The sequence below is a fragment of the Streptomyces luteolifulvus genome (genome assembly GCF_008806595.1).
In the GTDB taxonomy this organism is placed as follows: domain Bacteria; phylum Actinomycetota; class Actinomycetes; order Streptomycetales; family Streptomycetaceae; genus Streptomyces; species Streptomyces luteolifulvus.
Genome location: NZ_VZRB01000008.1, coordinates 245,523 through 258,873, shown reverse-complemented (window position 1 = coordinate 258,873; position 13,351 = coordinate 245,523). Strand labels below are relative to the sequence as shown.

Genomic DNA, 13,351 nt, shown 5'->3' with positions numbered 1-13,351 from the left:
AACCTACGCAACCCGCTCCGCGGATTGCGGCTGCGCCACGTGTTCGGATCAGTAGACCACCGGTAGCGCGAGCAGACCGCGGGCGCGCATGGCCGGCCGCCAACTCAGCTCACTCGGCGGGACGTCGAGGGCCAGCCGCGGAAAGCGGTCGAGGAGAGCGGCGAGCGCGATCTCGGTCTCCATCCGGGCCAGCGGCGCGCCGAGGCAGTAGTGGATGCCGTGACCGAGCGCGAGATGCCCGGTGGCGTCGCGGCCGATGTCGAGCCGGTCGGGTTCGGTGAAACGGTGCGGGTCCCGATGGGCGGCGGCCAGGCACAGCAGGACGGTCTCACCGGCCGGAATGCGGACCCCGCCGATAGTGATGTCCTCGGTGGGGAAGCGGCGGATGGCCAGCGGCGCCGGACCGTCGTAGCGGGCCAGCTCCTCCACCGCGCCGCCCAGCCGGCCGGGATCGGCGCGGAGTGCGGCCAGTTGGCCGGGGTGGCTGAGCAGGGCCAGGGTGGCGTTGCCGATGAGATGGACGGTGTTCTCGTATCCCGCGAACAGGATCAGGAAGGCCAGGGAGGTGAGCTCGTCCTCGCTCAGCCGGTCCTCGTCGTCGCGTACGGCGATCATCGCGGAGAGCAGATCGTCGGCGGGGGCTGCCCGCTTGTCGGCGATGAGCTGGGCGAAGAACCCCAGCATGGCACGGACGGTTTCCTTCGTCCTCTCCGGCTGCTCGGGGTCCGGGGCCACCAGCGCGTCGGTCCAGGACCGGAAGTCGTGCCGGTCGGACGGAGCCACGCCCAGCAGGTCGCAGATCACGGTGATCGGCAGCGGCGCGGCGTACGAGGCGATCAGGTCGGCACGGCCGAGCGGTGCGATGGCGTCGAGCAGGTGGTCCGCGGTCTTCCGGATGGGCTCGCGCAGTTGGGCGACACGGCGTGGGGTGAACGCACGCGACACCAGGCGCCGGATGCGGGTGTGGTCGGGCGGGTCCATGTTCAGCAGGTTCGCGTCCAGCGCCGGCGGCAGCGCGAGTCCGCGATAGCCGCCGGGCTTCGCGTTGCGCTTGTCCAGGCAGAGCCGGGGGTCGGCGAGGGCCTGGCGTACGTCGTCGTACCGCGTGACCAGCCAGGCCGGAAGCCCGTCCGTTCCGCTGATGCGGTGGACGGGCCCGGCCTCGCGAAGCCGCGCGTACACCGAGTACGGGTCCGCGATCAGCTCTGCGGGATCAACGAGGGGCGTAGGACCGGGTGTTGTGGTGGACATGGCCTCCACCCTAGACAGACGGGGCGGTCCACTTCCGACGCCCACACGCAGGTGCGCTACCGGCCGGCTGCTCGGCGGGCAGCCGTCCGAGGCGGGCGCGGTGTCATTGCCCGCGTGATGCGGGGTACCCGACGGCCCGTACGGGACGGACGTCCGCACCAGCCCGGAGGACGATCATGAGCACACGCGTCCGCGGAGTACCCCTCGGTGACCTGGCCACGGCCCTGCGCACCGAGACGGATGCCGAGGTCCGCTTCGATCCCGGCAGCCGGGGCGCCTACTCCACGGACGGATCCAACTACCGGCAGGTCCCCCTCGGCGTGGTCGTACCCCGCACCGTCGAGGCCGGTGCCCGGGCGGTGGACGTGTGCGCCCGCTTCGACGCCCCTGTGCTGTCGCGGGGCGGGGGCACGAGTCTGGCCGGTCAGACGACGAACGCGGCCGTGGTGATCGACTGGAGCAAGTACTGCCACGCGCTGGTCGCCGTCGACCCCGGGGCTCGTACCTGTGTGGTGGAGCCGGGCATCGTCCTGGACGAACTCGACCGGCGGCTCGCGGATCACCGTCTCCAGTTCGGCCCGAAGCCGTCGACCCACAGCCACTGCGCGCTGGGCGGCATGATCGGCAACAACTCGTGCGGGGCGTCCGCGCAGGCGTACGGCAAGACGGTGGACCATGTGCGCCGGCTGGAGGTGCTCACCTACGACGGTCTGCGCATGTGGGTGGGGCCCACCTCCCGGGCCGAGCGGGCGCGGATCAGCGCCGAGGGCGGCCGCCGGGCCGAGATCTACGACGGCCTGGACCGGATCGTCACCGAGTACCTGGCCGACATCCGGCGCGGCTACCCGCGGATCCCGCGCCGCGTCTCCGGCTACAACCTCGACTCCCTGCTGCCGGAGAACGGCTTCGACGTCGCCCGGGCCCTGGTCGGCAGCGAGGGCACCCTGGTGACCGTGCTGCGGGCCGAGCTCGATCTCGTCCCGGTGCCGCCGTACCAGTCGCTGCTGGTCCTCGGATACGACGACATCTGCCGCGCCGCCGACGACGTACCCCGGCTGCTGGAGCACTGCTCTCCCGCCCAACTGGAGGCCCTGGACGGGCGGATGGCCCAGTTGATGCGGGAGGAACACGCCTACCTCGACTCGCTCGACGCCCTGCCCGACAGCGACAGCTGGCTGCTCGTGCAGTTCGCCGGAGACAGCAAGGAGGACGTGGACGAGCAGGCGCACGCCCTGTTGACGGCGATCGGCCGCGCCGAACGGGACGCTTCGGTCGCCTTCTCCGACGATCCCGAGCGTGAGCAGGAGATGCTGCGGGCCCGGGAGGCGGGGCTGGGGGTGACCGCGCGTCCGCCGGACGAGCGGGAGACCTGGGAAGGGTGGGAGGACTCCGCCGTGCCGCCAGCGCGCCTCGGGGACTATCTCCGCGATCTGAAGCGGCTGTTCAAGGAGTTCGACTACAACGAGCCTTCGCTGTACGGCCACTTCGGGCAGGGATGCGTGCACACCCGGATTCCGTTCGGGATGACCACGTCCGAGGGGGTGGCGGACTTCCGCGGCTTCGTGGAGCGTGCCGCCGGCCTTGTCGTCTCCTACGGCGGCTCGCTGTCCGGCGAGCACGGCGACGGCCAGGCCCGGGGAGAACTGCTCACCCAGATGTTCGGCGAACGGCTGGTGACCGCCTTCGGCGAGCTGAAGGGCCTGTTCGACCCGGGCAACCGGATGAACCCGGGCAAGGTCGTCGACCCCAACCCCGTCGACGGAGAGCTGCGCCTCGGCTCCTCCTGGCGCCCGGCCGCCCACGACACCCGCTTCGGCTATCCGGACGACGACCAACGTCTCTCCGGAGAGGGTGCACATCCGGATACCGGTTTCCGCCCGTACGGTGCTCAGCACCTGCCGCCGGTTGGGAGCGTGGCGCACGACGGCGGTCGCGAACGCCATCGGCCCTTCCGCGTCCCAGGTGTGTGCCGTGTCCCTCGCCGCGGCCACGGCCTGCACCAGCCGATGCAGCGCATCCTCACCGATCACGCCGTCGGGCTGAACCCGCTCGGACAGCCGCAGTTTCCACTTGACCGTGTGCACGGGCAGCGGCACGCCGTCGCTGGTGTCCGCGACTGCCAGCCTGACCGTGTTCGATCCCGCGTCCACCACACTGATCCGCACCGACTCCGGGTACCCCGCCCGACCGTGCACAACCCGGCGGTTGTCCTGCCCAGCCGCCCGCGGTCGGGGTAGGCCGGCGAGCGTGCCGGAGACGGGGCCGCAACGCGCCGAGGTGGGTCATGGGCCCGCTCACCTCGTGCCGGCCTGAAGATCGATGCGCTGCTCGCCCGCGTACACGTTCATGGACCCGCCGCGCAGGAAGCCGACGAGCGTGAGCCCTGTCTCCGTCGCCAGGTCCACCGCGAGGGAGGACGGTGCCGAGACCGCCGCCAGCATCGGGATGCCCGCCATGACCGCCTTCTGCGCCAGCTCGAACGACGCCCGGCCGGACACCAGCAGAATGCCTCGGGACAGCGGCAGTTCACCGGCCCGGAGCGCGCGGCCGATGACCTTGTCGACGGCGTTGTGCCGGCCCACGTCCTCCCGCAGGTACCGCAGGTCGCCCTCGGGTGAGAACAGCCCGGCGGCATGCAGGCCCCCGGTCCGGTCGAACACCGGTTGCGCGGCCCGCATCCGGTCGGGCAGGGCGGCCAGCAGCTCGGGAGCGACACGGAGCGGAGGTGTGTCGGAGATCGGCCGGCCGGCGGTGGTCCGTACGGCCTCCAGACTGGCCTTGCCGCACAGCCCGCAGGAGGAGCTCGTGTACACGTTCCGCGCGAGCGTGATGTCGGGCACCGGCACGCCGGGGGCGAGCCGCACGTCGACGACGTTGTACGTGTTCGAACCTCCCCCGCTCCCGACTCCGCTCGGGTGGGAGGGGTCCCCACCCGTGGCGCCCGCGCAGTACACGATGCTCGCCACGTCCTCGGCCCGGCGCACCACCCCCTCGCTCAGCAGGAACCCGGCGGCCAGCGCGAAGTCGTCACCGGGCGTGCGCATGGTGATCGCCAGCGGCCTGCCGCCCAGCCGGATCTCCAGCGGCTCCTCCGCAACCAGCGTGTCCGGACGGCTGCTCGCGGCGCCGTCCCGGATGCGCAGCACGCGCCGTCGCTCGGTGACCCGTCCCATGGTGTGAGGCGTCAGCACTCGATGACATTGACGGCGAGGCCGCCACGGGCGGTCTCCTTGTACTTGACCTTCATGTCGGCGCCCGTCTCCTTCATCGTCTTGATGACCTTGTCGAGGGAGACGTGGTGGCGTCCGTCGCCGCGCAGCGCCATCCGCGCGGCGGTCACCGCCTTGACCGCGGCCATGCCGTTGCGCTCGATGCAGGGGATCTGCACCAGGCCTCCGACCGGGTCGCAGGTCAGGCCGAGGTTGTGCTCCATGCCGATCTCGGCGGCGTTCTCCACCTGCTCCGGGCTGCCGCCCAGGACCTCGGCGAGACCGCCGGCGGCCATGGAGCAGGCCGAGCCGACCTCGCCCTGGCAGCCGACCTCGGCGCCGGAGATGGAGGCGTTCTCCTTGAAGAGCATGCCGATGGCGCCCGCGGCCAGCAGAAAGCGGACGATGCCCTCCTCGTCGGCGCCCGGCACGAAGGTGAGGTAGTAGTGCAGAACGGCGGGGATGATGCCCGCGGCGCCGTTGGTCGGCGCGGTGACCACCCGGCCGCCCGCGGCGTTCTCCTCGTTCACGGCCATCGCGTAGAGGGTCACCCACTCCATGGCGCGTCCCACCGGGTCGCCCTCGCTGCGCAGTTGCCGGGCGGCCGCCGCGGCGCGCCGGCGGACCTCGAGGCCGCCGGGGAGGATGCCCTCACGGGACAGGCCTCGGCCCACGCAGGCTTCCATGACATGCCAGATCTCCAGCAGGCCCGCGCGGATCTCCTGCTCCGTGCGCCAGGCCTTCTCGTTCTCCAGCAGCAGCGCGGAGATCGACAGGCCGGTCTCGCGGGCCAGGCGGAGCAGTTCGTCACCGGTGCGGAACGGGTGGGGCAGCACGGTGTCGTCGAGCTTGATCCGGTCGGCGCCGACGGCGTCCTCGTCGACCACGAAGCCGCCGCCGACCGAGTAGTACGTCTTCTCCAGCAGCGGCAGTCCGTCGGCGTCGTACGCGAAGAGCGTCATGCCGTTGGCGTGGTACGGCAGCGAGCGCCGGCGGTGCAGGACCAGCTGGGTCGAGGCGTCGAAGCCGATCTCGTGGGCGGGGCCGATCTCGGTGCCGAGGAGGCGGATGCGCCCGGTGCCGCGGATCCGCTCGACGTCCAGCTCGGCCCGGCCGACGTCGACGGTGTGCGGTTCGTTGCCCTCCAGGCCGAGCAGCACGGCCTTGGGGGTGCCGTGGCCGTGCCCGGTGGCACCGAGGGAGCCGAAGAGCTCCGCCCGTACCGCGGTGGTCTGGGCGAGCAGGCCGTCGTTCTTCAGCCGGACGGCGAACGTCCTGGCGGCCCGCATCGGGCCCACGGTGTGCGAGCTGGACGGGCCGATGCCGATGGAGAACAGGTCGAAGACGCTGATTGCCACACCATGCTCCACGGGATGCGATATCTCGAATTGCACAACACAATTCGCTATGCGCAACATGCTTCAGCCGCCGCTCCCGGTTGTCAAGAATGGCGCACAGTGTTGTGCAATATGCAACAGTTCCGAGCCCGGCGTACCTCCCGGGCGACACCTCGGTCCGCTATGGTTGCGCCATGAGCAACCACACGGCAGATGGCGAAACGGCAGGTCCCGCGGTGAACGGGGTGCAGTCCGTCGACCGTGCCGTGAGCGTCATGGAGATCCTCGCCCAGCGCGGCGAGGCGGGCGTCAGCGAGGTCGCCGCCGAGATCGACGTCCACAAGTCGACCGCGTTCCGCCTGCTCGGCGCCCTGGAGGCGCGCGGTCTGGTCGAGCAGACGGCCGAACGCGGCAAGTACCGGCTCGGCTTCGGGATCGTACGCCTGGCGGGCGCGGTCACGGGCCGTCTCGACATCACCCAGCAGGGCAGGCCGGTGTGCGAGCGGCTCGCCGAGGAGATCGGCGAGACCGTCAACATCGCCGTCCTGCAGGAGCACTACGCGGTCAACCTCTACCAGGTGCGCGGCCCGGGCGCGGTGGGCACCCACAACTGGGTCGGGCAGCTCACGCCGCTGCACGCCACGTCCAGCGGCAAGATCCTGCTGGCCCACCTGCCGGCGGAGGAGCGCGCCCAGACGCTCACGGCGTCCGGGATGCGGAAGCTGACGGCGCACACGCTGACCGCCAGGGCGAGACTGGAGAAGGATCTCGCCGAGGCGGTGGCACGCGGGTACGCCGTGACGCTGGAGGAATTCGAGATCGGACTGCATGCCGTAGCGGCCCCGATCCGCTCCCGCGACGGCGAGGTCGTCGCCGCGCTCAGCGCCTCCGGCCCGGCGTACCGGTTCACCGAGGAGCGCATCCACGAGCTCGCGCCCCTGCTGCTCAAGGGGGCGGCGGAGATCAGCCACCGGATGGGCTGCCTGGGCTGAGTCTCCCCCCGGCCCGCCGGAGGGGGAACAGGCCCGCCGGAGGGGGAATGGCTCTCCAGTCGTACGACGATGCTCTTGGACGTCGGCGTGTTGGAGGTGTCGGCCACCGAGTCGAGCGGCACGAGCACATTGGCCTCCGGGAAGTACGCCGCGCAGCAGCCGCGGGGTGTGTCGTAGGCGACGGCGCGGAAAGCCTCCGCCCGCCGCTCCGGGCCGTCCGGCCATTCGCTGACGAGGTCCACCAGCCGCCCGTCGGCGATTCCGCGCTCCGCCAGGTCGTCGGGGTGGACGAAGACGATCCGGCGGCCCGTGCGGATGCCGCGGTAGCGGTCGTCGAGGCCGTAGATCGTGGTGTTGTACTGGTCATGGCTGCGCAGCGTCTGCAGCAGCAGCCGGCCGGGCGGGACGCGCAGCACCTCCACCGGGTTGACCGTGAAGTGTGCCTTGCCCGTGCGGGTGGGGAAGCGCCGTTCGTCGCGCGGGGCGTGCGGCAGGGTGAAGCCGCCTGGGCGCCGCACCCGGGCGTTGAAGTCCGCGAAGCCGGGCACGACCCGGGCGATGCTGTCGCGGACGGCGTCGTAGTCGGCCTCGAAGTCCGCCCAGGGCACGTGGACGCCGGCGGCGCCTGAGCTCTCGGCGCCGAAGAGGCTGCGTGCCAGCCGGCAGACGATGGCCGGTTCGGAGAGCAGGTGCGGGGAGGCGGGTGGCAGCCCGCCCCGGGAGGCGTGCACCATCCCCATCGAGTCCTCGACGGTGACGAACCGGTCCACACCGTCCGGTCCTCGGTCCCGCTCGGTGCGGCCGAGGGCGGGGAGGATGAGGGCTTCGCGGCCGCAGACGGCGTGGGAGCGGTTGAGCTTGGTGGAGACCTGGACGGTGAGCCGGCACGTGCGCAGGGCCCGCTCGGTGGCGGCCGTGTCCGGTGCGGCGGAGACGAAGTTGCCGCCCATGGCGAAGAACACCTTCACCTCGCCAGCACCCATCGCCCGGATCGTGTCCACCGCGTCGAATCCGTGATGGCGGGGCGGGTCGAATCCGAATGCGTCGCGCAGCGCGTCGAGGAACTCCGGCGCCGGCTTCTCGTAGATGCCCATGGTCCGGTCGCCCTGCACGTTGGAGTGACCGCGCACGGGGCACACTCCTGCGCCGGGGCGCCCGATGTTGCCGCGCAGCAGCAGGAAGTTGACCACCTCGCGGATGGTGGGCACGGAGTGCTTGTGCTGGGTCAGGCCCATGGCCCAGCAGACGACGACCGACCGGGCGGACATGACATCGCGGGCGGTGGCCTCGATGGCGTCGCGGGCGAGCCCGGTCGCCTCGGCGACGTCGTCCCGGTCGAGTCTGCGCAGCTGGTCGGCGTAGTCTTCGAAGCCGTCGGTGTGCGACGTGATGAAGTCGTGGTCGAGGACCGTGCCGGGCGCGGTGTCCTCGGCGTCGAGCAGCAGCCGGGACAGCGCCTGGAAGAGCGCCAGGTCGCCGCCGAGCCGTATCTGCAGGAACCGGTCCGCGAGAGGCGTGCCGCCGCCTGCGACACCGCGGGCGTTCTGCGGGTTCTTGAAGCGCAGCAGCCCGGCCTCGGGCAGTGGGTTCACCGCGACGATGCGCGCGCCGCGCCGCTTGGCCTTCTCCAGCGCGGACAGCATGCGCGGGTGGTTGGTCCCGGGGTTCTGCCCGACGACGAAGATCAGGTCGGCGCAGTACAGATCGTCGAGGCGGACGCTGCCCTTGCCGATGCCGATCGTCTCGGTGAGCGCCGAACCGCTCGACTCGTGGCACATGTTGGAGCAGTCGGGCAGGTTGTTGGTGCCGAACTGCCGGACGAGGAGCTGGTAGAGATAGGCGGCCTCGTTGGAGGTCCGCCCCGAGGTGTAGAAGGCGGCCTGGTCGGGGCTGCGCAGCGCCTTCAGTGCCCGGGAGACGATGTCGAACGCCGTCGCCCAGGTGACCGGCACATACGTCTGCGAGTCGGCCGGCTTGTACATCGGCTCGGTGAGACGGCCTTGTTGGCCCAGCCAGTAGTCGCTGCGGCCCGCGAGCTCCTCCACCGGGTGCGCGGCGAAGAACGCGGGCGTCACCCGGCGTACGGTGGCCTCCTCGGCGACGGCCTTGGCGCCGTTCTCGCAGAACTCCGCCGTGCTGCGGTGATCGCCCTCCGGCCAGGCGCAGCCGGGGCAGTCGAAGCCGTCCTTCTGGTTGACCTTGAGCAGTGTCAGTGCGGTGCGCCGCACGCCCATCTGGTCGTATCCCATGCGCAGCGCATGGGTCACCGCGGGGATCCCTGCGGCCCAGTTCTTGGGCGGGGTCACCTCCGGTGCGTCCTCGCCGGGGTCCTCGCGCGGGGCCTTGCGTGCCATGGATGCTTTCTCCTGATCGATATGTAGCGATATGTCGACAGGGCTGCTGCTGTGCGCCATGCCGGCCGCGCCCGGCCGCCACCGACCTTCAGTGCAGGGGCGCCTGAGCCGGGGCCGCCGCCTCGGCTGCCCAGCGGGCAGTCACCCGTAGCGCGTCGAACACCGACCTTGATGCATCGATGCGTATTACGAAACAGATTCCATGAAGCGCAACGAAAGTCTGGGGTCGCCTCTGTCCCTTGTCAAGGAGTCGGCCTTGGCCGGCCGGACCACAGGGCGAGTGTGGAGTGGCCACCGCGGATCGAATGGAGGGAGGCTGGAGGGGGCCGGTCCAAGGGCCCCCCTCCAGCGGACTCGATCTGGGAGGAAGCCATGAAGGTCGGAGTGCTGACCGGCGGCGGTGACTGTCCCGGCCTGAATGCGGTGATCCGCAGCGTCGTCCGCAAGGGCGTCCAGCAGTACGGCTTCGAGTTCGTGGGGCTGAGGGACGGCTGGCTCGGCGCGCTCCAGGGCAATGTCGTACCGCTGGACATCTCCAGCGTGCGCGGGATCCTGCCCCGCGGCGGAACCATCCTCGGCTCCTCCCGCACCAACCCGCTCAAGCACGAGGACGGGCTGCGGCGCATCCAGGAGACGCTTGCGGCGCACGAGGTGGACGCGCTCGTCGTGATCGGGGGCGAGGACACGCTCGGTGTGGCCACCGAACTGAGCCGCCAGGGGATCAATCTGGTGGGCGTGCCGAAGACCATCGACAACGACGTGTCCGGCACCGATGTCACCTTCGGTTTCAACACGGCCGTCGGTATCGCGACCGAGGCCATCGATCGCCTCCACACCACGGCCGAGTCACATATGCGCACCCTGGTGGTGGAGGTGATGGGGCGGCACTCCGGCTGGATCGCCCTGCACGCCGGTGTCGCGGGCGGCGCCAACGTGATCCTCATCCCGGAGCGGCCCTTCGACATCGATCAGGTCTGTGAGCAGGTGAAGAGCAGATTCAAGATCAACTATGCGCCGATCGTCGTGGTCGCCGAAGGGGCCGTCCCCCAGGAAGGACAGATGATCCTCAAGGACCAGACGCTGGACGAGTTCGGTCATGTGCGTCTGTCCGGCATCGGCGAGTGGCTGGCCCAGGAGATCGCGCAGCGCACGGGCAAGGACGCCCGCACCACGGTCCTGGGTCACATCCAGCGCGGCGGCACGCCGAGCCCCTTCGACCGCTGGCTGGCCACACGTTTCGGACTGCACGCCGTCGACGCGGTCAAGGACGGTGACTACGGCGTGATGGTCGCCCTGCAGGCCACACAGATCGTCCGCCTCCCCCTCGCCGAGGCCACGGCGACCACCAAGAAGGTCGATCCGTCGCTGTACGACGAGTTCGAGGTGTTCTTCGGCTGATCTGCGAGCGGGTCGGACGTCGGTCATCGGTCGGCGTGCGGTACGACCGCCACCGGGCAGCGGGTGTGGTGCAGTACGGCGTGAGCGACCGGGCCCAGCCGGCCCTCCGCCGCCCGCGGATCGATCCGCCGGCCCACGACGAGCAGTTCCGCTCCCTCCGAGGTGTTCAGGAGCGCTTCCGCGGGATGCAGCAGCCTGACATCGGTGCGGACGGTCACCTGCGGATACTTCTCCTGCCATGCGCGCAGGTCGTCGGAGAGCCGCAGGACCTCCTGGTCCTCCCACGTGGCGCGGTCCTCCTCGGTCACCACGAGGGTGCCGGCAGACACCGACTCGGCGGGAAGCGCCCATGCGCGCACCGCCAGCAGATCCGCTCCGCGTGCCTCAGCGGCCGAGAACGCGACAGCCGCCGCCTCGCCGGACGGGTGAGGCGCCGCGCACCCCACCACCACCGGGGCGGCGCCGCGTGCCCCAAGCGTTCCGTCCCCGAAGGTCCCGGCGGGGCGTTGGGGCACCAGGACCACGGGACACGGGGCTGCCGCCGCCATCCGCAGGGCGACCGAACCGACCGCGAGACCCTCGAAGCCGCCCGTCCCCCGGGCGCCGACGACAAGGACCCCGGCGGACCGTGCCGCGGCGAGAAGTGCCGCGGCCGGGGCCTCGTCGGCCTGCTCGCCCCGCACTTCGAGGTCCGGGTAGCGGTCGCTGAGCTCGGCCACCGCCCGCAGAAGCATCCGCTCCCCCATGTCATGCAGCCTGTCCACGGCCGGAACCGCCCCGGCCGTGCCCGGCAGCAGCGGGGAAGCATGGACCAGGCGCAGCGGAACGCCTCGCAGAACCGCCTCCCGCGCCGCCCAGTCCGCGGCGGCCGCACTGTCCGTGGACCCGTCGACGCCCGCCAGCACAGGGTGATTCATCGCGTGTCCTCCTTCACCCGCGTGCACCCTCCGCAGGCGCCACACGGCCCGTGCCCTCGCCGTCCACTGTTCCACGGCCCGCCTGGCCCGGCCCCCGCAGTGCATGGTCAGCGCGGCCGGCGCAGTCCTGCGACGAGGAGTTCGACCAGTCGGCGTGCGTCGTAGCGGGGATCGCTCTCCTCGCCGATGCAGAGGTTCCCGACCCCGCGCATGAGCTCGTAGGCCTCCAGGTCGGAGCGGATCTCTCCGGCGGCGGCTGCGGCTTCGAGCAACTGGGTGCAGACGGGCACGAGGCGGTCGATGAAGTAGGCGTGCAGGGTGTCGAAGCCGACGTTGTGGGACTGCAGCACGGCGGCGAGTCCGTGCTTGGTGACCAGGAAATCGACGAAGCGGTTGATCCATTGCTCCAGTGCCGCGTACGGGGTCGGGCTCGTCGCCAGCAGGGCCGGACCCGCCTCGGCGCAGGCGTCCACCTGGTGCCGGTAGACGGCGATGATCAGGTCCGCCCGTGTCGGGAAGTGGCGGTAGATCGTGCCCAGCCCGACGCCGGCCGCGGCCGCGATGTCGCGCACCGGCGCTTCCACGCCCGACGCGACGAAGACCGCGGCGGCCGCGTCGAGCAGCGCCTCCTTGTTGCGCCGGGCGTCCTTCCTTTGGGACGGGGCCGCGCGCCCCGCGCCGTCGTCGCCGTCGTTCACCGCGCCACTCCTCCTGCTGTCGTACTTGATAAACGGAACAGGGTTCCGTATCGTTCCGGAACGAGGTTCCGCTTGCTCATGATGGCAGAGCGGGGGCCCGCCAACCACTCGCGCACGCTCACCCCGTTTCACTCGCAATGGAGGAACAGGTCATGCAGTACCGCACCCTGGGCCGCACCGGAGTACAGGTCAGCTCCCTCGCGCTCGGCGCGATGAACTTCGGCAGGATCGGGCGCACCACCCAGGACGAGGCCACCGCCCTCGTCGGCGCCGCCCTCGAGGGCGGGATCAACCTCATCGACACCGCCGACATGTACAGCGACGGCGAGTCGGAAGAGATGGTCGGCAAGGCCATCGCCGGGCGCCGCGAGGACATCGTGCTGGCCACGAAGGCGAACATGCCGATGGGCGACGAGCGCAACCACCGGGGCAGTTCACGCCGCTGGCTGGTCACCGCGCTGGACAACAGCCTGCGCCGCCTCGGTGTCGATCACATCGACCTCTACCAGATCCACCGGTGGGACCCGAGCACCGGCGACGAGGAGACGCTGTCGGCGCTGACCGACCTGCAGCGCGCCGGAAAGATCCGTTACTTCGGCTCGTCGACCTTCCCGGCCCACCGCATCGTGCAGGCACAGTGGGCCGCCCGTGAGCACCGCCTGAGCCGGTACGTCACCGAACAGCCCTGCTACTCGATCCTTCAGCGCGGCATCGAGACCCACGTCCTGCCCGTGACCGAGGAGTACGGGCTCGGGGTGCTGGTGTGGAGCCCGCTGGCCTCGGGCTGGCTGTCGGGGGCGATCCGCGCGGGCCGGGACATCACCACCAGCCGCTCCACGTTCATGCCGGAACGCTTCGACACCGCCCTCCCCGTCAACCGGGCCAGGCTCGATACAGTCGAGCGGCTGGCCGGGGTCGCCGACGGAGCCGGCCTGACGCTGATCCAGCTCGCCCTCGGTTTCGTGACCGCGCATCCCGCCGTGACCAGCGCCCTCATAGGTCCCCGCACGCTGGACCATCTGCACGCGCAGCTCGCCGCCGCCGACACGGTGCTCCCGGGCGACGTGCTCGACGCGATCGACGCGATCGTCGCCCCCGGTGTCGATCTCGCCGCGCACGAGAAGTACGACACTCCGCCCTCGCTGCTCGACCCGTCACTGCGGCGCCGCTGATCACCCTCTTGCGCCCCCGGGCC

Annotated in this window: 8 protein-coding genes and 3 pseudogenes; 4 read left to right on the top strand and 7 right to left on the bottom strand. The window is 71.1% G+C overall.

Translation table 11 applies throughout. The annotated features are described in order from the left end of the window. Window positions 1-48: 48 nt before the first annotated feature. Entirely contained in the window at window positions 49-1,251 is a 1,203-nt protein-coding gene (locus F7R91_RS15055) for a cytochrome P450 family protein (protein WP_150948750.1), read from the bottom strand. A gap of 176 nt (window positions 1,252-1,427) precedes the next feature. On the opposite strand from F7R91_RS15055, the pseudogene F7R91_RS42725 reads away from it, so the two are divergent. Continuing rightward, window positions 1,428-3,083, top strand: a pseudogene (locus tag F7R91_RS42725) (FAD-binding oxidoreductase); the annotation flags it as partial. A gap of 6 nt (window positions 3,084-3,089) precedes the next feature. Here the strand turns inward: F7R91_RS42725 and F7R91_RS42720 are convergent. The 3 genes and pseudogenes from F7R91_RS42720 to F7R91_RS15035 form a co-directional block, all read right to left on the bottom strand. Further along, a pseudogene (locus tag F7R91_RS42720) lies at window positions 3,090-3,416 on the bottom strand (Ppx/GppA phosphatase family protein); the annotation flags it as partial. A 129-nt stretch (window positions 3,417-3,545) separates the two neighbouring features. Then, on the bottom strand, window positions 3,546-4,424 hold the full coding sequence (gene fdhD / locus F7R91_RS15040; RefSeq protein ID WP_150948747.1) for a formate dehydrogenase accessory sulfurtransferase FdhD: 879 nt from the start codon (window positions 4,422-4,424) through the stop codon (window positions 3,546-3,548). 11 nt (window positions 4,425-4,435) lie between these two features. Then, a complete protein-coding gene (locus F7R91_RS15035) occupies window positions 4,436-5,818 on the bottom strand; it encodes an L-serine ammonia-lyase (RefSeq protein ID WP_150948744.1) in 1,383 nt (460 codons plus the stop codon). Between the two features lie 173 nt (window positions 5,819-5,991). Here F7R91_RS15035 and F7R91_RS15030 point away from each other — a divergent pair, with 173 nt between their 5' ends. Next, complete coding sequence (locus tag F7R91_RS15030; RefSeq protein WP_150948741.1) at window positions 5,992-6,789, top strand: IclR family transcriptional regulator; 798 nt, start codon at window positions 5,992-5,994, stop codon at window positions 6,787-6,789. Window positions 6,790-6,839: 50 nt separating this feature from the next. Here F7R91_RS15030 and F7R91_RS15025 read toward each other — a convergent pair. Then, window positions 6,840-9,143, bottom strand: a pseudogene (locus F7R91_RS15025) (FdhF/YdeP family oxidoreductase); the annotation flags it as partial. A 372-nt stretch (window positions 9,144-9,515) separates the two neighbouring features. Here F7R91_RS15025 and F7R91_RS15020 point away from each other — a divergent pair. Further along, a complete protein-coding gene (locus tag F7R91_RS15020; RefSeq protein ID WP_150948738.1) occupies window positions 9,516-10,541 on the top strand; it encodes a 6-phosphofructokinase in 1,026 nt (341 codons plus the stop codon). A 23-nt stretch (window positions 10,542-10,564) separates the two neighbouring features. Here F7R91_RS15020 and F7R91_RS15015 read toward each other — a convergent pair whose 3' ends face one another. Continuing rightward, window positions 10,565-11,458 carry a universal stress protein gene (locus tag F7R91_RS15015; protein ID WP_150948736.1) on the bottom strand — a complete coding sequence of 298 codons (894 nt, stop codon included), beginning with the start codon at window positions 11,456-11,458 and terminating at the stop codon, window positions 10,565-10,567. Window positions 11,459-11,565: 107 nt separating this feature from the next. Continuing rightward, window positions 11,566-12,156 carry a TetR/AcrR family transcriptional regulator gene (locus F7R91_RS15010; RefSeq protein ID WP_150948734.1) on the bottom strand — a complete coding sequence of 197 codons (591 nt, stop codon included), beginning with the start codon at window positions 12,154-12,156 and terminating at the stop codon, window positions 11,566-11,568. 152 nt (window positions 12,157-12,308) lie between these two features. On the opposite strand from F7R91_RS15010, the gene F7R91_RS15005 reads away from it, so the two are divergent. After that, on the top strand, window positions 12,309-13,328 hold the full coding sequence (locus tag F7R91_RS15005) for an aldo/keto reductase (RefSeq protein ID WP_150948732.1): 1,020 nt from the start codon (window positions 12,309-12,311) through the stop codon (window positions 13,326-13,328). Window positions 13,329-13,351: the final 23 nt, after the last annotated feature.

Excerpts from the sequence above, each read along its gene's own strand:
- F7R91_RS15055 (WP_150948750.1), bottom strand. The coding sequence starts at position 1,251 with ATGTCCACCACAACACCCGGTCCTACGCCCCTCGTTGATCCCGCAGAG.
- fdhD (WP_150948747.1), bottom strand. The coding sequence starts at position 4,424 with ATGGGACGGGTCACCGAGCGACGGCGCGTGCTGCGCATCCGGGACGGC.
- F7R91_RS15030 (WP_150948741.1), top strand. The coding sequence starts at position 5,992 with ATGAGCAACCACACGGCAGATGGCGAAACGGCAGGTCCCGCGGTGAAC.
- F7R91_RS15020 (WP_150948738.1), top strand. The coding sequence starts at position 9,516 with ATGAAGGTCGGAGTGCTGACCGGCGGCGGTGACTGTCCCGGCCTGAAT.
- F7R91_RS15015 (WP_150948736.1), bottom strand. The coding sequence starts at position 11,458 with ATGAATCACCCTGTGCTGGCGGGCGTCGACGGGTCCACGGACAGTGCG.
- F7R91_RS15005 (WP_150948732.1), top strand. The coding sequence starts at position 12,309 with ATGCAGTACCGCACCCTGGGCCGCACCGGAGTACAGGTCAGCTCCCTC.